The 22,188-nt window shown below is 64.3% G+C and carries 23 protein-coding genes (1 of these 23 running past the window's edge); 11 read left to right on the top strand and 12 right to left on the bottom strand.

Annotation, left to right across the window (positions count from 1 at the left end; all coding sequences use genetic code 11):
* Together accB and accC are read left to right on the top strand one after the other, a co-directional pair.
* On the top strand, positions 1-441 hold the 3' portion of the coding sequence (gene accB, locus OTER_RS08490; protein WP_012374497.1) for an acetyl-CoA carboxylase biotin carboxyl carrier protein. It extends 18 nt beyond the left edge of the window; 441 of the gene's 459 nt are visible here — the last part of the coding sequence; its start codon lies off the left edge, out of view; it ends in the stop codon at positions 439-441.
* Between the two features lie 98 nt (positions 442-539).
* Positions 540-1,904: an acetyl-CoA carboxylase biotin carboxylase subunit gene (accC, locus tag OTER_RS08485; RefSeq protein WP_012374496.1), complete on the top strand. Its 1,365-nt coding sequence runs from the start codon at positions 540-542 to the stop codon at positions 1,902-1,904.
* Between the two features lie 50 nt (positions 1,905-1,954).
* Here the strand turns inward: accC and OTER_RS08480 are convergent, their stop codons facing one another.
* The 7 genes from OTER_RS08480 to OTER_RS08450 all read right to left on the bottom strand — a co-directional run bounded on the left by OTER_RS08480 (position 1,955) and on the right by OTER_RS08450 (position 8,724).
* On the bottom strand, positions 1,955-2,842 hold the full coding sequence (locus tag OTER_RS08480; RefSeq protein WP_012374495.1) for a 50S ribosomal protein L11 methyltransferase: 888 nt from the start codon (positions 2,840-2,842) through the stop codon (positions 1,955-1,957).
* Complete coding sequence (gene purN / locus OTER_RS08475; RefSeq protein WP_012374494.1) at positions 2,839-3,435, bottom strand: phosphoribosylglycinamide formyltransferase; 597 nt, start codon at positions 3,433-3,435, stop codon at positions 2,839-2,841. Before purN ends, OTER_RS08480 begins: the two co-directional genes overlap by 4 nt.
* Positions 3,436-3,499: 64 nt before the next feature.
* Positions 3,500-3,697, bottom strand: coding sequence for a hypothetical protein (locus tag OTER_RS08470; RefSeq protein ID WP_012374493.1), 198 nt, complete (start codon positions 3,695-3,697; stop codon positions 3,500-3,502).
* Positions 3,698-3,716: 19 nt separating this feature from the next.
* Entirely contained in the window at positions 3,717-5,420 is a 1,704-nt protein-coding gene (locus tag OTER_RS08465) for a sodium:solute symporter family transporter (protein WP_148218267.1), read from the bottom strand.
* 358 nt (positions 5,421-5,778) lie between these two features.
* Positions 5,779-6,927 (bottom strand): molecular chaperone DnaJ, encoded by a 1,149-nt coding sequence (gene dnaJ / locus OTER_RS08460; protein ID WP_012374491.1) that lies wholly within the window; start codon positions 6,925-6,927, stop codon positions 5,779-5,781.
* Between the two features lie 92 nt (positions 6,928-7,019).
* Positions 7,020-7,616, bottom strand: a complete 597-nt coding sequence (locus tag OTER_RS08455; RefSeq protein ID WP_012374490.1) for a nucleotide exchange factor GrpE — start codon at positions 7,614-7,616, stop codon at positions 7,020-7,022.
* 127 nt (positions 7,617-7,743) lie between these two features.
* Positions 7,744-8,724: a type I phosphomannose isomerase catalytic subunit gene (locus tag OTER_RS08450; protein WP_012374489.1), complete on the bottom strand. Its 981-nt coding sequence runs from the start codon at positions 8,722-8,724 to the stop codon at positions 7,744-7,746.
* A 102-nt stretch (positions 8,725-8,826) separates the two neighbouring features.
* Between OTER_RS08450 and OTER_RS08445 the strand changes: the two genes are divergently transcribed.
* Together OTER_RS08445 and OTER_RS08440 are read left to right on the top strand one after the other, a co-directional pair.
* A complete protein-coding gene (locus tag OTER_RS08445) occupies positions 8,827-11,319 on the top strand; it encodes an FtsK/SpoIIIE family DNA translocase (protein WP_012374488.1) in 2,493 nt (830 codons plus the stop codon).
* A gap of 96 nt (positions 11,320-11,415) precedes the next feature.
* Positions 11,416-12,246 (top strand): helix-turn-helix domain-containing protein, encoded by an 831-nt coding sequence (locus OTER_RS08440; RefSeq protein WP_012374487.1) that lies wholly within the window; start codon positions 11,416-11,418, stop codon positions 12,244-12,246.
* A gap of 231 nt (positions 12,247-12,477) precedes the next feature.
* Here the strand turns inward: OTER_RS08440 and OTER_RS23905 are convergent, their stop codons facing one another.
* Genes OTER_RS23905 through OTER_RS08420 form a run of 4 tightly spaced genes read right to left on the bottom strand, consistent with a single transcriptional unit; the run spans position 12,478 to position 16,099 of the window.
* Entirely contained in the window at positions 12,478-13,110 is a 633-nt protein-coding gene (locus tag OTER_RS23905; RefSeq protein ID WP_012374486.1) for a hypothetical protein, read from the bottom strand.
* Between the two features lie 37 nt (positions 13,111-13,147).
* Positions 13,148-14,152, bottom strand: a complete 1,005-nt coding sequence (gene floA / locus OTER_RS08430; RefSeq protein ID WP_012374485.1) for a flotillin-like protein FloA — start codon at positions 14,150-14,152, stop codon at positions 13,148-13,150.
* A 4-nt stretch (positions 14,153-14,156) separates the two neighbouring features.
* The gene (locus OTER_RS08425) at positions 14,157-14,621 is read right to left on the bottom strand and encodes an NfeD family protein (RefSeq protein WP_012374484.1); all 465 of its coding nucleotides are present in this window, start codon (positions 14,619-14,621) and stop codon (positions 14,157-14,159) included.
* Entirely contained in the window at positions 14,618-16,099 is a 1,482-nt protein-coding gene (locus tag OTER_RS08420; RefSeq protein WP_012374483.1) for an NfeD family protein, read from the bottom strand. The genes OTER_RS08425 and OTER_RS08420 overlap by 4 nt, the downstream gene beginning before the upstream one ends.
* Positions 16,100-16,219: 120 nt before the next feature.
* On the opposite strand from OTER_RS08420, the gene OTER_RS08415 reads away from it, so the two are divergent.
* The 7 genes from OTER_RS08415 (at position 16,220) to OTER_RS08385 (ending at position 21,140) form a co-directional block, all read left to right on the top strand.
* Entirely contained in the window at positions 16,220-17,140 is a 921-nt protein-coding gene (locus tag OTER_RS08415) for an aldose epimerase family protein (RefSeq protein WP_012374482.1), read from the top strand.
* Between the two features lie 59 nt (positions 17,141-17,199).
* Positions 17,200-17,610, top strand: a complete 411-nt coding sequence (gene tatA / locus OTER_RS25100) for a twin-arginine translocase TatA/TatE family subunit (RefSeq protein WP_012374481.1) — start codon at positions 17,200-17,202, stop codon at positions 17,608-17,610.
* A 2-nt stretch (positions 17,611-17,612) separates the two neighbouring features.
* A complete protein-coding gene (locus tag OTER_RS08405) occupies positions 17,613-17,900 on the top strand; it encodes a Smr/MutS family protein (RefSeq protein WP_012374480.1) in 288 nt (95 codons plus the stop codon).
* Positions 17,897-19,138 (top strand): alkaline phosphatase family protein, encoded by a 1,242-nt coding sequence (locus OTER_RS08400; protein WP_012374479.1) that lies wholly within the window; start codon positions 17,897-17,899, stop codon positions 19,136-19,138. The genes OTER_RS08405 and OTER_RS08400 overlap by 4 nt, the downstream gene beginning before the upstream one ends.
* A gap of 214 nt (positions 19,139-19,352) precedes the next feature.
* A complete protein-coding gene (locus tag OTER_RS08395) occupies positions 19,353-19,586 on the top strand; it encodes a hypothetical protein (protein ID WP_044891662.1) in 234 nt (77 codons plus the stop codon).
* 108 nt (positions 19,587-19,694) lie between these two features.
* Complete coding sequence (locus tag OTER_RS08390; protein WP_012374477.1) at positions 19,695-20,495, top strand: TIGR00266 family protein; 801 nt, start codon at positions 19,695-19,697, stop codon at positions 20,493-20,495.
* Positions 20,496-20,591: 96 nt separating this feature from the next.
* Entirely contained in the window at positions 20,592-21,140 is a 549-nt protein-coding gene (locus OTER_RS08385; protein ID WP_158305392.1) for a DUF4199 domain-containing protein, read from the top strand.
* A 51-nt stretch (positions 21,141-21,191) separates the two neighbouring features.
* On the opposite strand, the gene OTER_RS08380 is transcribed toward OTER_RS08385, so the two are convergent.
* On the bottom strand, positions 21,192-22,181 hold the full coding sequence (locus tag OTER_RS08380; protein ID WP_012374475.1) for a PDZ domain-containing protein: 990 nt from the start codon (positions 22,179-22,181) through the stop codon (positions 21,192-21,194).
* Positions 22,182-22,188: the final 7 nt, after the last annotated feature.

Below are 22,188 nucleotides of genomic sequence, written 5' to 3'. Positions count from 1 at the left end.
ACCGAGTTCGCGGTCGAGGAAGAGGGCTTCAAGCTAAAGATAAGGCGCGGCGTGAACGGCGTGCCGGTGGTAAGCGGGGGGAGGACATCGAATCCTCCCTTCGTCGCGTTGACTGAAAGCGGGGCCGTCAGCCTAGCTGCCGGGCCGCAATCGGCGAACGGGTCACTGACCCAACCTGCTGCGCCCAAGGAAGAAGAAGGCGTTTCCTATATCAAGTCCCCGATGGTGGGAACGTTTTACCGTGCCCCTTCACCCGAGAGCAAACCGTTCGCCGACGTTGGTCTGAAAGTGATCGAGAACACGCCTGTCTGCATCATCGAGGCGATGAAAATCATGAACGAAATCCAAGCCGAGACGAAGGGGATCGTTGTCGAAATTCTCGTCGAGAACGGGCAGCCCGTCGAATACGGCCAAAGGCTGTTTAAGGTGAAGCAGGGCTGATCCAGCTGGGAGCTGAGGGCCGATAGCTCAGAGCTGAGAGGGCTGCCTGAAGGCAGACGCTCTTAACTCGCGACCCTGAACTCCACAATCTCTCGTTCATGATTCAAAAAATCCTCATCGCGAACCGCGGTGAAATCGCGTTGCGCATCGTGCGGGCTTGCCGGGAACTTGGGATCAAGACCCTGGCCGTCTACTCCGAAGCCGACGTCCAGTCGCTCCATGTGCAACTCGCCGACGAGGCGATCTGCATCGGCGGAAACAAAAGTGCCGACAGCTATCTACGGGCCGACCGGATCATCAGCGCGGCGGAGATTGCGGACGTTGACGCCATTCACCCGGGCTATGGGTTTCTGTCGGAGAACCCCAAATTCGCTGAGCAATGCGAGTCGTGTAACATCAAGTTTATCGGCCCGAAGTCTAAGTCCATCCGCATGATGGGGGATAAGTCGATTGCCAAGGAGACGGTTCGTAAGGCCGGCGTGCCGATCGTCCCGGGCTCCGATGGTCCCGTCGGCTCAGAAGCGGATGCCACCAAGATCGCCCGAAAGATCGGCTACCCTGTTATCATCAAGGCGGTGGCTGGCGGCGGCGGACGGGGGATGCGCATTGCCCACAATGATGTGTCCTTCGCCAAAGAGTATCATACCGCCCGCAGCGAAGCGGAAAAAGCCTTCGGCAATGGTGCGGTCTACGTTGAGAAATACATCGAGAAGCCGCGGCATATCGAATTTCAAATCTTGGCGGACTCCCATGGGAAGGTGATCCACCTCGGCGAACGAGACTGCTCGGTGCAACGCCGCCACCAAAAGCTGATCGAGGAGTCTCCTTCGCCTTTTCTCTCGGCGGACCTGCGAAAAAAGATGGGCAAGGCCGCCGTGCGAGCCGCGGAAGCTGCGGAATATGAGAACGCAGGCACCATCGAATTCCTCGTCGATGCCAAGGGTAACTACTACTTCATCGAGATGAACACGCGGATTCAGGTCGAGCACCCCGTCACCGAAGAGGTCACCGGAATCGACTTGATCAAGCAGCAGATCCGCGTCGCGAACGGCGAGAAGCTCGAATTCGACCAAGGCGACATCAAGTTCGAAAAGCACGCGATCGAGTGCCGGATCAACGCCGAGGATCCCGCTCGCAACTTCGTGCCCTCGCCGGGCACAATAGGGCTCTACTATGCGCCCGGCGGCCATGGGGTTCGGGTAGACTCGCATGTCTACTCGGGGTACACGATTCCGCCCTATTATGATTCGATGATCGGCAAGTTGATCTCCTACGGCTCGACGCGAAAGGTGGCATTGGAACGGATGTATCGCGCGCTCAGCGAGTATCTGATCCGCGGGATCAAAACGACGATCCCGCTGCACAAGGCGATCATGGCGGATCCCACTTTCATCGAGGGCAAAGCCACGACGGCTTACATGGAAGATTTTATGAGCCGGACACCGCCGGACTTGTTTTCCTAAGCGTCGCCGACGCGATGAACGAAAGCGGCGCGGCAGCCCAGCCCAGGCGCCTACAACTCAAGTACGCCGGCGGGACGGCGGAGCTCCAAGTCGCTCCAATCGCCCATCGTCTTTGATTCGATCGCCCAGTCCGGGGCCTCTTGGCCGAACGCTGCCCGCACCTGAGCCACCTCCGTGGCCAAAATACCGCTTAGAATGAGCACTCCGCCCGGGCGTACAGCCTGCACTAGGTGTGAAGCGTAGCGAATCAGCACGTCCGCGAGGATATTCGCCATCAGCACCTGCGCTTGGACGTCCTTTAGCCCGCTCACGAGATCACCGACGAAAAAGCGCACCTGTCCGTTCAGTTCGTTCAGCACGGCGTTTTCCTCGCTGACGCGTACCGCTTCCAGATCGTTGTCAAAACCAACGACGTCGCGAAACCCGAGCTTCGCCGCGGACAACGCCAGAATACCGGATCCGCAACCGGCGTCCACCACCAGACCGGCCGTACCGAACTCGTCCGCGAGAGCGACCAAGCGCTCGACGCAAAGGCGGGTCGTCTCGTGATTGCCAGTGCCAAACGCCAAACCGGGATCCAACCACAGAGCGTGGTGGCCAGCTGGCAGAACGTACGTCTCCCGCTGCCACACAGGCACCCAGTGCAGTCGTCCGAACTGCCAGGGATGAAAATGCGTCTTGTAGCTGTCCCGCCACTCGGACTCCGCCATTTCGCGGTAACCCGGTTCAGCTTGCGCGGCCAACGGCAGTAGTGGTCGCAACGCGGCAGCAGCGTCGCGCGCCGCCGTCTGGTCAGGAAAGAGACCGATCAGCCAGGCCCGGCCAACGACCACGTCCTCGAACACGCTCCATGCGGCGAGTTCCTGCTCGAGCAGCAGTTCATTCACCGCCTCCGCCTCGGCCGACGGAATCTCCACCCGCACCTCGACCAAGCTCATCGGGATGGCGCCGCTGCGGGCGGCTGCTGACTGAGTCGCGCGACGACCGCCGGCAACAATGCGTGCTCGGCTGCGTGAATCTTCGTCGTCAGCGACTCCAGCGTATCGCCTGGCTCAATCCGCACCGCCGCTTGATCGATGATCGGGCCGCCGTCGACCTCGCCAGTCACGTAGTGGACCGTGCAGCCCGTGACTTTCACTCCGCGTCGCCAAGCCTGCCCGATTCCATCCAGTCCCGGGAAACTGGGCAGGAGGCTCGGATGCAGGTTGATGATCTTGCCTTCGAACGCGGCCAGAAAGCCCGGTTTCAGCACGCGCATGAATCCCGCGAGCACGACGATGTCAGGCTGACATCCCCGCACCGCGGCGATGTAGCGCGCCTCCGCCTCGCCTTCAAGCTTGGTCTTGAATGGGGCTGGATCGAGAAACTGCGCGGCGACTCCGAAGCGTGGTCCCAGTTCCAGAATCCCCGCATCGGGGCGGTCGGCAAAAATCTGCACGACGCGCGCACGCCCGAGCCGGTCGGCTTTTTGCGCGTTGAGGAGAGCCTCGGCGTTTGAGCCGCGGCCGGAACCGAGAACGACCACTCGCATGCGCAGGATCTTTCGGCTCTGCGCGCCGGAGGCGATGAGATTCTCCGCGGACGCCGCAGCAGGATCAGCGCTTCTTCCGCTTGGCGAGGAAGAGCACAAAACCGCCGAAGATCGCGAAGACGGTGCCCCAGATGAGATTCACGTTCTGGCCCAATGAGTGCCGCGCATAAATCGCGGGATCGGAGGCGAAGCCGTAGATCACGAGGATCAATCCCAGCAGGAGGAAGAGCCAGCCGATCGGAATGCGAACGTCGAGTTCCATGATCGTTCAGAGTTGGGGGTTACCAGAAGATGATGTTGAGCACGAGCGTCGCCGCGAGCACCAGCGCACCGAGAGCCATCGGTTTAGCATACCATGGCGCGCCGTGCTCGTCCTTGGGCTTCTCGGTGAGCGAATAGACCAGCCCTCGCAGTTCGTCGTCGGTCCGGTTCGGTTTGGTCGCCAGTGAGATCGCGGCCGTGGCAACGAAGCAGCCGACGAACGCGCAGATCGCCATCCAGAAGTTTTGCGCCATCGAGCTGGTGAACGTCCCTTGGACCGAAATCCAGCCGCCCTTGATGCCGACCGCCTCGCCCACTGGCAGCGTGAGACCGTGGAAGATCATCGCCGACACCGTGCCAATCAGCAGACCGAAGAACGAGCCGTGGCCCGTGGCCCGGCGCCAGAACATACCGAGCAGAAAGATCGCGAACAGCGGCGCGTTCACGAATCCGAAGACCAGCTGCAGCATGTCCATGATGTTGTTGAACTGCCGCGCAAGATAAGCACACGCTGCGCTGATCAGAAGCCCGACCACCGTCGTGATCCGACCCACCTTCACGAGGTGGGCGTCGGATGCGCTTTTGTTGATGTGTCCCTGATAAAGATCGTAGGTCCACACCGTGTTGAACGCGGTCACGTTGCCAGCCATGCCGGACATGAACGAAGCCATCAACGCCGTCAGCCCGACGCCGAGCAGCCCGTTCGGGAAATACTTCGCGAGCATCGCCGGCACCACCATGTTGTAGTCCGGTGTTCCGTTCGCGTCCACCGGCAAGGCCAGATCCGTTCCGCCCTTGTGGAAGAGCGCGATCGCCAGCATGCCCGGCAGGATCACCAGCGCGGGGAAGAACATCTTCGGGATCGCCGCGATCAAGGGCGTGCGCCGCGCCGCATTCATGTCCTTGGCGGCCATGGCGCGTTGAATTACCAGGAAATCCGTACACCAGTAGCCAAACGAGAGCACGAACCCGAGGCCCATGATCAGCCCGAACCACTCGACGCCCATCGGATTCGCCGTCGCGTCGCCCATGTGCGCCCACGAATGGCTCCACGCGCCGGGCATGCCCTTGTCGGCGGAGTATCCGTTCAGCTGCGTCATCAGGCCGTCCCAACCGCCAATGTCGTTCAGCCCGAGCAGCACCAAGGGAAGGAAACCGAGCACGATCAGGAAGAACTGTAGCACCTCGTTGTAGATCGCCGAGGTCAGCCCGCCCGTGTAGATGTAGATCAACACGATCGCGCTCGAGAGCACAATGCACAGATCGTAGTTCCAACCGAGCACCGCCTGCAGCAGCAGCGCCAGCGCGTGCATCGAGATGCCGGACGAGAACACCGTCATGAACGCGAACGACGCCGCGTTGAACACGCGGGTCTTCTCGTCGAACCGGAGCTTCAGGTATTCGGGGACCGAGCGCGCCTTCGAGCCGTAGTAGAACGGCATCATGAAAATGCCGACGAAGACCATCGCGGGAATGGCGCCGACCCAGTAAAAGTGGCTGGTGGCGATGCCGTATTTCGCGCCCGACGCCGCCATGCCCATCACCTCCTGTGCGCCGAGGTTGGCGCCGATAAATCCCAGCGCGCAAATCCACGCCGGCAGCGAACGGCCCGATTCGAAAAAGTCCGAGCTCGTCTTGATGTATTTCCGGAGAATCCAACCGATCCCCAGAACGAAGACGAAATAAAGCCCGAGGATCAGGTAGTCGACCCAGGCGAGTTGCAGGTGGACAGGATTGCCGCCGGTGACGGCAGGGCTGCCGCCAGCGACTGCAAGCACGGGAGCAAGCAGCGAGATATGCACGGGAGTGTTTTGGGAGTGAACCGGGCGTCAGCGCCTCGGTGCCAAGATCGCAGGTGAATGCGTAGCAGCCGGGTGCGCAGGGTGGGAAGCTTTTTTGACTGCGCCGCCCGGTGTGCGGGCCTGATGTGCGCACCGGGTTGACCACCGTCCACGGCTGCGCCGCGTGCGTTCCCGCGCGCACAGCGGCAATCCGTCGGACGGGCTGACCAACGGGGTTGCGAGAGCCCACCGGCATGGTGGGCTCCTCCTGGTGCGGGCACTGTTTGAGCTGTCGCGCCGCTCAGAAGAACTTCTTCGCTTTTTCGAAAAAACTGCGCGACGTGGGTTCGCTCGCGTCGCCGCTCACGCGGGCGAAATCTTCGAGAATCTTCCTCTGTTCGGGCGTGAGCGACTGCGGCACTTCCACGTGCACCCGCACGAGTTGGTCCCCCTGCCGGCCGCCGCGCAGCGACGGCATGCCTTTGTCGCGCAGCCGGAACGTCGTACCGCTCTGCGTCCCGACCGGGATCTTCAGCGAGGCTTTGCCGAACAACGTCGGCACCTCGATCGTGCCGCCGAGCGTCGCGAGCGTGAACTTGATCGGAATCTCGCAGAAGAGGTCGTCGCCCTGCCGCTCGAACAGCTCGTGCTCCTGCACCGAGATCACGATGTAAAGGTCCCCATTCTGCCCGCCCGCCACGCCCGCTTCGCCGTTGCCTGATGAGCGCAGTCGCGACCCGTTGTCCACCCCAGGGGGGATCCGCACATTCAGCTTGGTCGTCCTGCGCACGCGGCCCTCGCCGTGGCAAACCGTGCACGGCTTCTCGATCTTCGTGCCCATCCCGCCGCAGGTCGGACAGGTCTGCGTAAACGTAATGATGCCGCCCGAGCGACGCACCTGCCCCGCGCCGCGGCAGGTGGGACACGTGACGCGTTTCGATCCGGGTTCGGCGCCCGATCCATCGCAGCGCTCGCAGGCGACGAGCTTGCGAAATGAAATCTCCTTTTCGGCCCCGCGCGCCGCTTCCTCGAGCGTGATCTCCAGATCGTAGCGCAGGTCCGCGCCATCCTGACCACCACCGCCGCGGCCGCCGCCGAACATTTCCTCGAAGATGCCACCGCCCATGCCGCCCTGCTGACCGAAGACTTCGCGGAAAATGTCGAACGGATCATGGAAGCCGCCGCCGCCGCGCATGCCGCCCATTCCCGCACCAGCACCAGCGCCCTCGAACGCGGCCGGACCATAGCGATCGTAGGCCGCCCGTTTCTCCGGATCCTTCAGCACCTCGTAGGCGTGGGAGATCTTCTTGAACATCTCCTCGGCCTCTTTGTTGCCGGGGTTTTTGTCCGGATGGTATTGCACCGCCTTCTTGCGGTAAGCTTTCTTGAGTTCCTCTTCGGAAGCGCCCTTCTGCACGCCGAGCAGCTCGTAATAGTCGTCCTTCGCCATGTTTGGGTAAGTTGTTGCCGGACCTGATCAGCGCGCTCGCGACGTCGCCCCGGATCCCGGGTGCTTCGCCACGCGCGCAACGACGCCACGCGTCAGCTCTTTTGCCCCTCCTGCTTCGGAGCTCCGCTCGAGACCACGACGGTCGCCGGCCGCAGCAGCCGGCCGTTCAAGACATAGCCGGTGCGCACCACGGTTTGCACGTGCCCCTCGGGCACGTCTTGGCTCGGTTGCGCGGAGACCGCTTCGTGGAAGTTTGCGTCGAACAGCTGCCCCGCCGGATCCACTTCCTTCAGCCCGTGATTGGCCAAACCGGTTTTGAGCTGCGTCAGCACCATCTCGACGCCGCTTGCCACCGAGGCCGCGTCCGCGCCGGGGTGTTTGGCCGCCTTCAACGCGAGGGAAAGGTTGTCCATCACTGGCAGGAGATCTTCGAGCACGCGCGCGGCGGCGAACTGCCGCAGGTCGTCCTTTTCCCGCGTGGTGCGCCGACGGAAATTCTCGAGATCCGCCACCGCCCGCAGATACCGGTCGTAGTTGTCCGCCGCTTCCTTTTTTGCCGCGGCCAAGGCGTCGGCCGCCGGCGTCGGCGGGGTCGCGGCCGACTCCGGCGTCAGCGGAGCGGCGCCCTTCCCTTCGGAAGCGGGGTTTTCGCTGGTATTGAGGAGATCGGTGGATTCGGAAGATGACATGGGAAACAGTGACTAAACTATGCCTTTCGCGATAGTTCAAGTGCGCCGAGCCGTAGCGGGTCGCGCGCCCGCGCAGGGCGGCGACCCCACCGCTAAGCCGCTCGGTCCAGCAAGTTGGCTGCGCGTCCTAACCGCAAAAATCTTCGGTCAGCAGCAGAATGGACGTGCTCGCCGCGCTGAAGGTGAACGCCCCCGCGTAGGGCAACAGCACGTTTTCACCGCAGGCCAGCACTTGGCCAAACGGCGCCCGGCTCGCGGAGGTGTTCTCGTTCCCGATACGCACGGACCCGCTGACCACACTGAGCACCCGCGGCTGCTCCTCGGCGTGTACGGAAAACCGTTCGCCCGTGCCCAGCACCAACCGTCGGATGGTAAACTCAGCGCAGCTGGCAATCACGCCGGAGGTCGGCGCACCGCGGACCGGAGCCGGTTCGAAATCGTCCCACAGGATGGAGCGCAGCGACTGATCGATGTGCAGCTGGCGCGGTTTTCCATCCAGCCCCACGCGACCCCAGTCATAAACGCGATAAGTCGTGTCGGAGTTCTGTTGGATCTCGAGAATCAGATTGCCCGCATCAATCGCATGAACCTGTCCACTGTGCACGAGAATCGAGTCGCCCGCCGCCACCCGGAACTGGTGAATGCACTGCTCCAGCGTGTTGTCGGCGATCGCACGCTCGAACTGCTCGCGCGTCACGCCCCGCTGCAGCCCGACCAGCAGCTTCGCGTCGGCGCTCGAATGCGCAATATACCAGTTCTCCGTCTTCGGCTCACCGCCGAGCTCCGCCGCGGCGGCGGCCGGGGGATGGACCTGCAAGCTCAGCCGCTCACGGCAATCGAGCCACTTCACCAGGAGCGGAAACCGGCGATCCGCCGGCCACTTCGGGCCCATTATGTCGGCCGCGCGAGCTTCGATCAGCTGACGCAAGGTGCTGCCTTTATGCGTGCCGAACTTCACGATCGATTGCGCTTCCGGCCGATCCACGATCTCCCAGCTCTCGCCGATCGGACGTTCGGCCGGGAGGGTTCGTCCAAAAGTCGATTCGAGCACGCGGCCCCCCCAAACGCGGTCCTGATAGATGGGCTCAAACCGAAGGACGTCTCGCATAAAAATATAGATAAGATCTGCGCGAAGCTTCGCGGGGGCATTTACATTGGCGCGCCGGGTAACTAACTTCGACTCTGTGCTGATTCCGGTCGGCTCACACAAATGCCCAAGTCCGAGACTTCAAACTCAAACAGCGGCCCGTCTTTCCAAGCCCCGCGTTACAAGCCCAACTGGTTGGTCGCAGCAATTTGCTTTGTCCTCGGTCCGTCCCTGACCGTGGCCCTGATCGACTACGCGCCGAACCAGGTCACGCTCAATAGCACCCATGCCACGGCCACGAACATCGTGGGCACGTTCGGCGCCAACACCGTCTGGTGCATGCTGTGGATCTTTGGCGTCAGCGTCGTGCTGGTGCCAATCTTCCTGTTTTGGATGCTGTATGTCTCGATCCGCAACCCGCGCCGGCTGACCGCCTCCCGCTCGGGAGCGATGCTCGTGTGCATCATCGCCCTCGCGAGTCTCGCCGCGATGATCGAGTTTCGCGACAACGCCTGGTTTCCCCAAGGGCTGGGAGGACTCGCTGGGGTGCTGCTCTACAAGCGCGCGCTGAGCGACACGATCGGGCTGTTTGGCTCGGGCCTGCTCCTCGGCACGGTTTACGTGTGCGGCTTGGTGTTCATCTTCACGAAGGATCTCGGGGCCGAACTCGAACGCTATCTCGCCGCCTTCCATGCCTGGCGCGATGCCCGGGCAAAACGGAGGGCAGAGTTGGCCGAACTCGCCGCGAAGGCGAAGGCCGAGCAAGCGAAGGCAGCCAAAACCGGCCTCGCCCCTGCGGCTCCAGCTCCGAGCTCAGCCGGCGCCCCCGCGGCGATCGGCCCGAGCGCAAAAAAATTCGTCGTGCCCAAGTCCGACGATCCGCTCGCGAAACCTGCGCTGGCTCCGGCCGCGGCCGCCACCCTCGAACCTCCCCCGCAAAAGGCCGAATCCAAGCCCGCCTCGCTGCGGCTGCCGGCCCGCACTGCCGAAGCTTCCGCGGACCGTGCGGCGGCTCTGACTCCCGCCGGCGGCAAGCTCGAACTGAACATCGTCAAGCCCGAGGAGAACAAGAAGTCGAAGGCCGCCTCCGTCACCATTCGCAGCGACGACAAGGACTACGAATATCCGCCGCTGACGCTCCTCAAGGAGCAGACGAAATCCTCCACCGCCAACGGTGAAGAGGAACACCGCCAAAACGCCGAAAACCTCCTCCGCATCCTCAGCGAGTTCGGCGTCGAGGTCAGCTTGGGCGAGATTCACGTCGGTCCGGTCATCACCCGCTACGAGGTCGTCCCGGCGGCCGGCGTGCGCGTCGAGAAGATCGCCGGCCTCGACAAGAACATCGCGCTCGGCATGCGCGCGCAGTCGGTCCGGATTCTCGCGCCGATTCCCGGAAAGGCAGCCGTTGGTGTCGAGGTACCCAACCAGCATCCCACGCCCGTCGGCATGCGCGAGATTCTCGAGAGCGAGGAGTGGGTCAGCGCGCGCGCGGAGCTACCGATCGCGCTCGGCAAGGACGTGTCCGGTCGCCCGCTCATCTCGGATCTGACCAAGATGCCGCACTTGCTCATCGCGGGAGCCACCGGTTCGGGCAAGTCCGTCTGCATCAATTCCATCGTCGCCTCGATCGTGTACAGCGCCTCGCCGAAAAACGTCCGGCTGCTGATGGTCGACCCGAAGGTGGTCGAGTTGAAGGTCTTCAACCCGCTGCCGCACATGCTGATTCCGGTGGTGACGGAGCCGAAGAAGGTGCCGGCGGCGCTGAAGTGGCTCCTCGCCGAGATGGAGCAGCGCTACCAGATCTTCGCCAAGTGCAATGTGCGGAACATCCTCGGCTTCAATTCGCGCAAGAAACATCCCACGCCCGAATTTCCTCCGACCGAAGCCCAGCCCACGCTGGAAGGCATCACGCCGCCGATGGACGACATCGAAATCCCCGAACGGCTGCCCTACATCGTCGCGATCATCGACGAACTCGCCGACCTGATGATGGTGGCGCCCGCCGAGATCGAGACCTCGATCGCTCGGCTCGCCCAGCTCGCCCGCGCCGCCGGTATCCATTTGATCATCGCCACGCAGCGCCCCTCGGTGAACGTCATCACCGGCGTCATCAAGGCGAACCTGCCCTCGCGCATCGCGTTCCAGGTCGCCTCGCAGGTCGACTCGCGGACCATCCTCGACGTGAAGGGCGCCGATACGCTGATCGGTCGCGGCGACATGCTGTTTGCCCCGCCCGGATCCTCGCGGCTGGTGCGCGCGCAGGGCGCGTTCGTTTCCGACGACGAGGTCATGGAACTCGTCGAGTTCCTCAAACGCAACGGGCCGCCGCAGTACGCGCACACGGTCCAGCAGCAGATCGATCGCGCCGCCAGCGAGGAGGACGAGGACGGCGGCGGCGACGACGCTGATCTCGGCGACGACGAGGACTTGTTCAACCAGGCCCTCGACGTGCTCAGGGCCTCGAAGCGCGCCTCGACCTCGATGCTGCAGCGCCGGCTGCGGATCGGCTACAATCGCGCCGCGCGCATCATGGAAATCATGGAGGAGAAGGGCATCGTCGGCCCGGAGAATGGCTCCAGCCCGCGCGAGATTCTCGTCGACCTGGATTCACTTTGAGTTTGCCTACTCCTGCGCCCCGCCCGCTTGCATCAACGGTTGTGCGGTCGCGCGTTTCGTGGTGACATAAATTTCGGCCCCTCCTAACTCAACCCCATGCAGACCATCGGCGAACGCCTCGAGGAAGCTCGCAAGAAGAAAGGGATTTCGATCCGTGAAGCCGCTGAAGCCACGAAGATCCGCGGTGATTACCTGAGCAAATTCGAGAACAACCAGTTCGACATCAACCTGACCGAACTCTACGTCCGCGGTTTCCTGCGCAGCTACGCGCAGTTCCTGCGTCTGCCCGCCGACCGCATTCTTAACGATTACGCGGCGCTCGGCCGCGGCGAGTCCCGCCCCCGCCAGCCCAGCCGCGAAATCTACGGCCGCATGGACGTGTCGATCTCCTCCGCCGACGAAGCCGCCGAGTCCGCGGCGCCGAACGAACCCGAGGCCGTGGCTGCTCCCACCCCCGCGCGCCGGCCGAGCCCGGCGAACCGCGGCATCGGCACCACCCCCGGCGTCGGCATCGATCCGGCGCTCCTCTGGAAAATCGCGAAGTGGGTCGGCATCGGCCTCGTCGCGATCGTGCTGCTTTGGGGCATCATCTCGCTCTTCAGCGGCGGTTCCTCCGAGCCTGCGTCCAAGGCCGCTACCGCGCCGGCTTCCGCAGCAGCTTCCTCGCCCGTCTCGGCGAGCCCTGTCGCCAATGAAACCACGATCACGCTGCACGCGTTGGAAGTGGTGCGCGTCGGCGTGGTCTCGGCCGAGGATGGACGCGTGATCCTGCCCGACATCACACTCAATCGCGGTCAGTCCCGTACCGTCAGCAAATCCGGCCCCATCTACATCCGCTATAGCGCGGGCCGGAATCTGGAGGTCGAAGTGAACGGCAAGCGGTATCCAATGCCGACCGACGGCATGGATCGCGCGATGATCAAGTAGCGGCGCGGCGGTGGGCGGAAGCGCTGCATGCGCCGCCCACAGCTCTGGCCAGCTCACGTGTCCTCCTCCACGACGCGTTCTCGTGTCGGTAGACAGCACCAAAGCGCGCGTTCAGAAACGACGCCGTTTCGCTGTGCGCAGCGGCAGGCCTCCGTGCCTTCCGGCTCGAGAGCGCTAAACGTGGCAGCCAGGAATAGCGGCCACCATGCGGCTCGCGCCGCCGCGCTCTGTCTACCGCATTCCCACCGGCGGACCGAGCACTTCCCGCAACACGATCGCTCGCCGCAGCTCTTCGCGATTCCGCAGACGTGCTTGCCAGCCCGTCACGGTCGTTGCTTGCGCCGCTCGCGCCAGCAACCGGCGGTTCGCCGCCGCCTTCGCGGTGGCGGCAATTTCCTCGGCCCAGCGCTCTTCGGCCGCACGCTTCGCTTGCAGCGTGCGCAATTGTTCGGCCAGCCGGGTCTGCCGCTCGATCTCCGCCGCGCGGGCCCGCGCCTCGTCCGTTTCGCTGCTCCGCCGCTCCGCCGCCTTCTCGAGTTCGCGGCGCAACCGGCCGGCCGGCCCGCCAAAGGTATCCACGGGCGGGATTCCCGCCGCCGGCTCCAACGCCGGCGGCATCAGATCCGGTCGCGGTTCCGCCGTGATCACGTCGCCCGCTGCGCCGCGACGCTCGGCAATCTTTCGGCGGATTTCCTCCTGGATGCGGCGGGTGCGTTCCGCTTGCTCACGCTCGGCCTCGCTGGGGCGCCGATCGACCTCGCGCTCCGGTTCCTCGCCGTCGGATCGCTTCGCTTTTGTCAGGTAATACGCCAGCGCGGCCACTAAGGCGACGACGATCTGAAAATGCTCGAGGATCCAATTCATGCCAGCGGCGGATTCGGTTGAGGAGGCGTTTTCGCCGCTACTGCTTCTTGTCCTCCGGCCGGGCGAGGCTGTTCCGCATCGCGGTATCTCCCTGGATGTTTTCCATGCGGAAATAGTCCATTACACCCAGTCGGCCTGAGCGAAATGCTTCGGCCATCGCGAGCGGCACCTGCGATTGCGCCTCGACAACCTTGGCCTGCATCTCCTGCACGCGCGCGACCATTTCCTGTTCGAGGGCGACCGCCGCCGCGCGGCGAATTTCCGCCTGCGCCTGCGCGATCGATTTGTTGGCCTGCGCCTGTGCCTCCTGCAGCTTGGCGCCCACGTTCTCGCCGACGTCCACGTCGGCGATGTCGATCGAGAGGATTTCGAACGCCGAGCCGACATCGAGTCCGCGATGGAGCACGGTCTTCGAAATCGCGTCGGGGCTCTCCAGCACGACCTTGTAGCTCTCCGCCGAGCCGATGGTGGAAACAATGCCCTCGCCGACGCGAGCGATGATTGTCTCCTCTTTCGCGCCGCCCACGAACCGGTCGAGATTGGTGCGCACCGTCACGCGTGCCTTCACCTTCACCTGAATGCCGTCCTTGGCCACGCCATCGATCGTGGTGCGGCCACTCTCCGGATTGGGACAGTCAATCACCTTGGGGTCGACCGAAGTGCGCACCGCCTCCTCGACGGATTTGCCGGAACCCTTCGTGGCGAGGTCGATCGCGCACGCGCGCTGCCAGTCGAGCGCGATCCGCGCCTTCTGCGCGGCGATGAGCGCGTGTACGCAGGCGATCACGTTGCCGCCGGCGAGATACTGCGCCTCGATTTCGTCGATGGAGAGCTTGATGCCGGCTTTCGTGGCCCGAATGCGCGCGTCGACCATCACGCTGTAAGGCACCTGCCGCAGCCGCATCGCCACGAGGTTGAACGGACTCACCGGCGCCCCCGCCAGCAGCGCCCGCAGCCAGACGCTGAAGAACGACAGGAACAGGCCGACGAGCACCAGGCCGACAACACCAACGACGATCAGGAAGATCAGGTAGAGGTTCATGGGATTAGGTACGGGAGACGATCAGACTGAAATTATCCATGCCGACGATGCGCACCATCGCGCCTTTTGGAATCAGGCCGGATTGCGAACGCGCTTCACAGCGCCGGCCATCGAGCGCCACATAGCCGCTCGGCGCAAGCGTGGTCAACGTCTCGACCTGGCGGCCGATGGCGCCGACGGCCGCCGGCGGCGGCTGGCTCGCCGCGTCGACGGATTGCTGCAGGAAAAGCTTTTTGCCGGCGCGCGTTTTCGGCAGCAGCCCGAACTCGACGTAGACCGCAATGCCCAGGCAGCCGATTGCCGCAGCGGTGGCAATCGCCCCGCCCTGCAAACCGTATCGGTAAAACGCGAGCGCACAGCCGCCGAGCATCGCCAGCCCGCCCAACACGCCGAGTACTCCGCCCGGAACGAACACTTCGAGCACGAGCAACACCACGCCCAGCGCGAGCAACAGGATCACCGTGTTCATGGGTTCAGCCTTTCCACGATCAGCGCGAAATCGCTGCGCCCACGCACCACGACGGCTTCGCCCGGCGCGACATCGCCCACTTCCACGGTTGCCTCATACCGCTGGCCCTCTACCTCCACCACGCCACCCGGCCGCAGCGCCGTTACTGCGACGCCCCGCGCGCCGATCAGCGACGCCTCTTTCACCTCGGGCGTATCTGCGCCGCGCTGCGAGTTGCCCGCGATCGCCGCGGCGAGCACCAACCGGTCCCAGACCCAGCCGCGCGGCAGGAACCGCGCCAGCACCACGCCCAGCGCGATTGCCACCAATACGCCGAGCGTGAGATTGAGCGCCGGCAGGAGGAAAATATCCGCGGTCCACGCCACCGGGACGGCTTCTTTCGGCCAGAAATCAGCCATCGACCAGAACAGCGATCCGAGAACCAACACCACCCCGGCCAAGGCGAGCACGCCCACCCCAGGGAAGAAGAAAATTTCCACCGCCACGAACAACAGGCCCAGCCCGAACACCAACAGCGGCTCGTGGCCCGACAAGCCCGCGATGTAGTTGCCCAGAAACACCAGCGCGAGGCAGGCGATTCCGATGATGCCAAAAATCCCGAAACCCGGCGTTTTGAATTCGATGAACAGCGCGAGCATGCCCAGCCCCAGCAGCACCGGTGAAATCGCGTTGAGCCAGGTGGCCAGCACCTCGGACCACGTCAGTTCCAGCCGGGTGATCTGGACGTGCTCCGCACCGAAACGCTGTGTGACGAGCTGCTCGAGCGTGTCGGCCGTGCCCGCAGAGAGCAGCGGCTGCGGCGGCTCGCCATAGGTTTTCGCCGCTTCCGAAGCGGTGAGTGTCAGGAGCTCGCCCTTCGGCTTCAACACCGTGTCACCGATCTTCAGCTCATAATCTTCGTCGATCATCGCGGAGACGACCTGGCCGCGATAGCCCTTGCCCTCCGATAGCGACCGCACCTCCGCTTTCAAATAACTCACGACCTTTTGGCGCATCGTCTTGTCGATGTCCTGACCCGACATGCCGACCGGCGCCGCGGCGCCGATCTTGCCGCGCGGCGCGAACCAGATCTCGTCGGTCGTCGCCGAGATGAAGGCGCCCGCCGAGATCGCATCCGTGTTCACGTATGTGAGCGTGCGCCCCGGGAAACGGCCGATCGCTTCCATGATGCTCATCGTCTTGTCGAGCGCGCCGCCCGGCGTGTCCATGTCGAAGATCACCGCCTCGGCGCGCTGCTCGATCGCCTCCTTGATCCCCCGGCGCACGACGTAAAGCACGGCCGAGCCGATCTGCTCGCGAACAGGAATGACGTAGATGCGCCGAATCTCCGGCGCCGGTTTCGCCGTTGTCGCCGGCGCCGCGTCGGGAATGGCCTTCGCGGGCGGCGCCGCCGTCGGAGATGCCGTCGGCTCCGCCTCGGCCTTCGCAGCCACGGCACCGACACAAAGTCCAAGCAGCAATCGCAGCCAAGTGCACATGCTAACGCGGAGTTAATAGGTTGGCCGCCGCGTAGCGCAAGCCCCGCGGTCGTGTAAAATCCCGGAGCTGTTTCCACAAAACGCTTGGCGCGCACGCGACCGCGTTGAATCGTCCCCCTCATGGAAAGCATCGACTATCACGGCCACACGCTCGGTCGCTGGCGCGTCGGTTCCTCCACGTTTTTGGCGCTGCCTGAACGCGGCGCGCGGCTGATGAACTGGAATCTCACGCTCGGCGACGGCTCGATCCGCGACGTGATCTACTGGCCCGAGAACGCCGACTTCGACCAGTTTGCGAAGGTCCGTGGCGGCAATCCGATCCTGTTTCCGTTTAGCGCGCGCTGCTTCGATCGCGGCGAGCAGAATTTCTGGCGCGGCGCCGACGGCGTGCGCCGGCCGATGCCGCAGCACGGGTTCGCCCGGCAGGGGACGTTCAAGCTGGTCTGGGAGGACGCGCGTGGGTTCGCCGCCCAATTGGTCCCCGACGCCGCCGCAGCTGAAAGCTATCCGTATAACTACGAATTCAGCGTCGCGTATCGGTTCGAGGCGTATGCCCTGAGTTGCGAGCTGACATTGAAGAATCTCGGCCGCGAGCCGCTGCCGTGGAGCCCGGGGCACCACTTCTATTTCACCGTACCGTGGAGCGAGGGGGCGCGGCGCGAGGATTATCTGATTCGCATTCCCGCCGCCGAGCGGCTGCGGCAGGCGCCCGACGGACAACTGGTCCCGGGTCCGCACTTGCGCAATGAGGAACGCCTCGCCGAGCCGGCGCTGATCGACACGCTGCACACGCGGCTCCGGAGCAGCGAAGTCGTCTTCGGCGAACGCGGCCGGCCGGGCGACGTGATCGTGCGACTGGGCACCGCCAAAGTGCCGCCGCCCGATGCCACCTTCGTGACCTGGACCACCGACGCCGCAGCCCCGTTTTACTGCGTCGAGCCGTGGATGGGCCCGCCGAACGCGCCGGAGCACAAGCGCGGCCTGCAGTGGGTCGCGCCGCGCGAAACAGGCTCGTTCGTCGTCAGCGTGGCCCTCAAGTAGGTGTGGCGCACCGGTGATTTTCGCCTTACGTTTTTCCGATTTCGGCGTCTGATTTTCCCATGGTTTTCTCCTCCACCCTGCTCGCAATCCTGGCCGATGTCGGCGGCGGAGAGCTGATGCTGATCTTGTTCGTCGTGCTGATGCTGTTCGGCGGCGACAAGATGCCGCAGCTGGCCAAGAGCATCGGCAAGTCGCTGCGGGAATTCAAAAAAGCGGCCAACGAAGTGGAGCGCGAAATCAAGAAGGCCATCGACGAGGTGCCGGACACGCCCGATGTGGGCGCGCCGTTCCGCCGCGCGTTGGAGGACAAACCCAAACGGCTGACGCCTGTCGCTCCGGCCGCCGCGCCCGTGACGGAGCCCGTCATCTCGAGCATTCCTCCCGAGTCGCTGGCGCCACCGGAAACCATTGTGCCGCCACCGGCGCCAAACGGGGCCGACGTGCGACCGGTGCCGCCGCCGAATGCTTGAACGTGCCCGATCAAAATGCCGAACCGGATCCCGTACCTTTGCCCATCACCGGCGAGTTGGATCTGCACACGTTTCGGCCCGCGGACCTCGGTGAGCTGATTCCCGCTTATCTGGACGAGTGCGCCGCACGCGGGATTTTCGAAGTGCGGATCGTCCACGGCAAAGGCACCGGCACCTTGCGCACAACCGTGCACGCGCTGCTACGCCGCTGTCCACGGGTAAAATCCTTCCGACTCGGCGACGAGCATTCGGGCTCCTGGGGCGCTACGGTCGTCACGCTTTCGCGATGAAATCCCGCTGTCGTCGGCGCATTCTTTTTCTGGTCCTCTGCCTGCTGGCGCTGCTGCCCCGTGTCGGCAGCGCCGCCGAGACCGTTCCACCGCTCGTGCTGATCTCGCTGGACGGATTCCGCTGGGATTACTGCGCCCACTACGCGGACGAAACGCCCAACCTGCATCGGTTCATGCGCGAGGGCACGTCGGCGCGCGGACTGATCCCGGTGTTCCCGTCAAACACGTTTCCCAACCACTACTCGATCGTCACGGGCCTGTATCCGTCGCATCACGGCATCATCAACAACCAGATGCGGGATGTGCGACTCGGCCCCAAATTTGTGTCCAGCCAGCGCGCTTCGGTACAGGACAGCCGCTGGTGGCATGGCGAACCCATTTGGGCGACCGCGGTCCGCCAAGGCCGCAAGAGCGGGTGTCTTTTCTGGATCGGTTCCGAGGCGGCGATCGAGGGGGTGCGGCCCACCTGGTGGCGGCCTTTCGATCCCCAAGCCCCGTTCTCCGATCGGCTCGCCGAACTCGTCCGTTGGTTCTCGCTGCCGGAGCCGGAACGCCCCGCCGTTGCGACCTTCTACTTCGAGGAGTCGAACTCCGCGGGGCATCACTTCGGCCCCGATTCGCCCAAGTTGGCGCGAACCCTTCGCCAACTCGATGCCGAGATCGGGGAAATTCGTGACCGGTTGGCGCGCCTCGGCCTCACCCCGAATTACGTGATCGTCTCCGATCATGGCATGACCTCGACCAGCCCGGAGCGCGTCGTTCTCCTGGACGATTACCTCGATCTCGGGACGGTGGAGCTCGACTTCGAACACAGCACGGTGGGGCTCCGTCCGCGGCCGGGAGTCGATCCCGCAACCGTGTTGACCGCGCTTGCCAAGTTGCCGGCGGTGGCGAAGGCCTATCGCGCCGAGGAGTTGCCGGCGCATTTTCACGTCGATCCGCATAGCCCGCGCGTGCCGCCGATCTGGATCGTGCCGGCCGAGGGCTGGCAAGTGATGTCGCGCGTCTCGTTCGCGAAGGCCCAGCGCGAGTTTCCCCAGGGCCAGCACGGCTACGACCCGCAACTCGAATCGATGCACGGAATCCTGATTGCCTCCGGTCCCTCGTTCCAATCCGGCGGCACCGTGATCGAACGCGTGGAGAACATCCACATCTACAATCTGCTCTGCGCCGCGCTCCACCTTTCGCCTGCGCCCAACGACGGCGACGACCGGCTGGTCAAGGCGATGCTCCGTTAGTCATTTCACGCGGGTCGTCGCCCGCACGTGGCCGAGCACCCGGAGCACGTGGACGATGTTTCGTCAAAACCACCCTGAGAGCTGCGCCAGCGGCCCCGCGCGGAAACTGCGTCGACCATCGGTTGTGTCATGTTTCTCGGGCCGCCTGTAACTTTTCCGGGCACGTCGTGTTTTTGCGACATCCAGACCTGCCATGACCGCAATCACACACGCCATGAAACTCGTTTCCCTTCTCTCGCGCCTTTCCCTCCTGGCCACCGCCGGGTTCGCGTTCGGACTCATCTCCGGCCACTACACTGCCGCCTGCTTTCTCACCGCCTCCTCCGCCCTCCTCCTGCTGATCATGGCGCATGACTACGCGCCGGCTACCCGCCGCTGGCAACCCCGGGTCGCCGCCGTCCGCACGGCGGCCGTCCGTGGGCCGAATCGTTTCCGGCTTGCCGCTTGATGCCGATCCCGCGTCATCCTGCGCGGCTCCAAGTGACTCTCCGCCTCGCGGCGGGAGTCACTTGTCGCATTACCGCCTAAACGCCCGCTGAACCTCTTCCCCCCGGCTATGAGCACCATGCACGAAGTTGATTACCAGATCCACGGCGACGACATGCAGTTCGTCGAGATCGAGCTCGATCCGGCCGAGGCCGTCGTCGCCGAGGCGGGCGGCATGATGTTCATGGAGGACGGCATCGCCATGGAAACGGTCTTCGGCGATGGCTCGACGCGGAACTCGGGCGTGATGGGCGCGCTGCTCGGCGCGGGCAAGCGTCTGCTCACGGGCGAATCCCTCTTTATGACGGTGTTTCAGAACCAGGCCGCGGGCAAAAAGCGCGTCTCGTTCGGCGCACCTTACCCGGGAAAAATTCTCCCGATCAAACTTGCCGACGTGGGCGGCGAGCTCATTGCGCAGAAAGACTCCTTTCTGTGCGCGGCCAAGGGGGTGAGCATCGGCATCGCGTTTCAGCGCAGGCTGGGCGCGGGTCTGTTCGGCGGTGAAGGCTTCATCATGCAGCGGCTTACCGGCGACGGCTGGGCCTTCGTCCACGCCGGCGGCACGCTGTGCGAACGAACCCTGGCGCCGGGCGAACTGCTGCGCGTCGACACCGGGTGCATCGTCGCCTTTCAGCCGTCGGTCGATTACGACATTCAGTGGGTCGGCGGCATCAAATCCGCATTGTTCGGCGGCGAAGGCCTGTTCTTCGCCACGCTCCGCGGTCCGGGCAAGCTTTGGCTTCAGTCGCTGCCGTTCTCGCGGCTGGCAGGCCGGATCATCGCCGCCGCCCCGCAGACCGGCCGCGGCGGTCGCGAGGAAGGCTCGCTGCTCGGCGGACTCGGCCGGATGATCGACGGCGACAACAGCTGATCGGCCGCCAATCATCCGACCGTTCAAGCGTTAAGACAACCGTCGGTCCACAGCAGGATTGTTTTCTGACCGCGCCCCGTCATGGTGGCGGGCGCGATGAAAACTTATGTTACCTACGGTGTAGTGTGGGCGCTCGCCGGAGCCCTGCTGAACCTGGCGTTGTTCTTCACCGGCTTCCACTCCTCGCCGGAGAAGCTGCAGACCGGACAGTGGATTGCCCTCGCGATCGGCCTGGTGATCGGCGTCACCTGCCTGCTTCTCGGCACCAAGGCCCGCCGCCAAGAGGTACCCGCGACCGAGGCGTTTGGATACGGCCGCGCACTCGGCGCCGGCGTGATGATCGTGCTGTTCGCCACGCTCTTCGGCACGGTCCTCCAATACGTCTACGCGAACATGATCAATCCCAACCTCCAGGAGGTGGCGGTGCAGGCGCAGATCGCGAAATGGGAAGCCGCGGGGATGAGCAGCTCCCAGATGGAGGCCGCCGAAGGCATGATGCGCAAGATGTCGCATCCGGCGCTTCAAGCCGTCTTCCAGATCATCGGCGGAATGCTCTTCGGCACCATTCTCGCGCTCATCACCTCGGCGTTCGTCAAACGCCCGGCCGCCCCCCTCGCTGAGCCGCCGCCCGCCGCCGCGAGCTAAACGGCCCTCGCATCGCGCGGGCCCACGCGTCACCCGGGCCCGCCAACACGGTCAGATGGCGGCCGGCGCCCGGCGGTGTTGCATCGTGCGGAGATGCCGCGGTGGCTGGACCCGTCGCGCAGACGGCTTCAGCACGCGCAGTTTGTTCGGCAGATCCTCCTCGGCGCGAAAGCTGAAGTCGTCCATCGACTCGATCTGCTCCAGCCGATCACGCACCTTGTCGGGCAGGGCCGCGCGTTGCTCCGGCGTGTCGATCGGGCCGGAGTAGAGCGCCTCGCCTTTCGGATCTTTCGCGACCAGTGTTTTCTTGCCGTCCTTGATGGTGAGAGCCAATTCGCCCTCGTCATCGGTGAACACGATGTTGCTGTTGGCGGGGTGGACCTTGAGCGCACGAATATGCGGCCCCGGGCCGGATGATTCCGCGAAACGATGCAATGCCTCGGGCGCGCGAGCGGCGCGTTGATCGAGCAGCGACAAGACACGGTTGAGATCCTCGTGGGGCATCTCGCCTCCGTCGCGCAGCAGCCGATCGAAACCCTCGTCGCCACCCAACGGCGCGCGCAGGGCCAGCTTCGGCACCGCCTGGGTCGATAGCTTCACCTTGGCCGTTTCCTGTTTTCCTGCGCGAACGTAGGTGAGCACCACCTCGTCGCCTTCCTTGCGCTGGCGGATCAAAACCGCGAGCTGATGCGTCTCCACCAGGATCTGGTCGTCGAGCTTGAGCAACACGTCATGCGCGTGCAGCACCGCGGCCGCGGGGCTGTTCGGCACCACGCTGCGCACGATCAAACCGGCGCCTTCCGCGAGCCCGAGTTGCGCGGTCAGCGTCGGCGAAATGCGGCCCGTCTCGACCCCGAGAAATGGCACGTTTTCGGTCTCGCCGGTCGCGCGTTCATGTCGGATCAAGACCCGTCGCTCCGACTTCGGCGCCGCGGGAGCGTCGGCTGGCTGCGGTCTGCCATCGGATTTTTCCGGCTGCGCCGCCGACAAGCAGGAGGCCAGCGCCGCGAATGCGAGCGTAACACACATCGATGTTTTCATAGGTGGG

Origin of the sequence: Opitutus terrae PB90-1, from assembly GCF_000019965.1 — a bacterium.
GTDB classification, from domain to species: domain Bacteria; phylum Verrucomicrobiota; class Verrucomicrobiia; order Opitutales; family Opitutaceae; genus Opitutus; species Opitutus terrae.
This window is presented reverse-complemented; position numbering and strand designations above follow the sequence as displayed.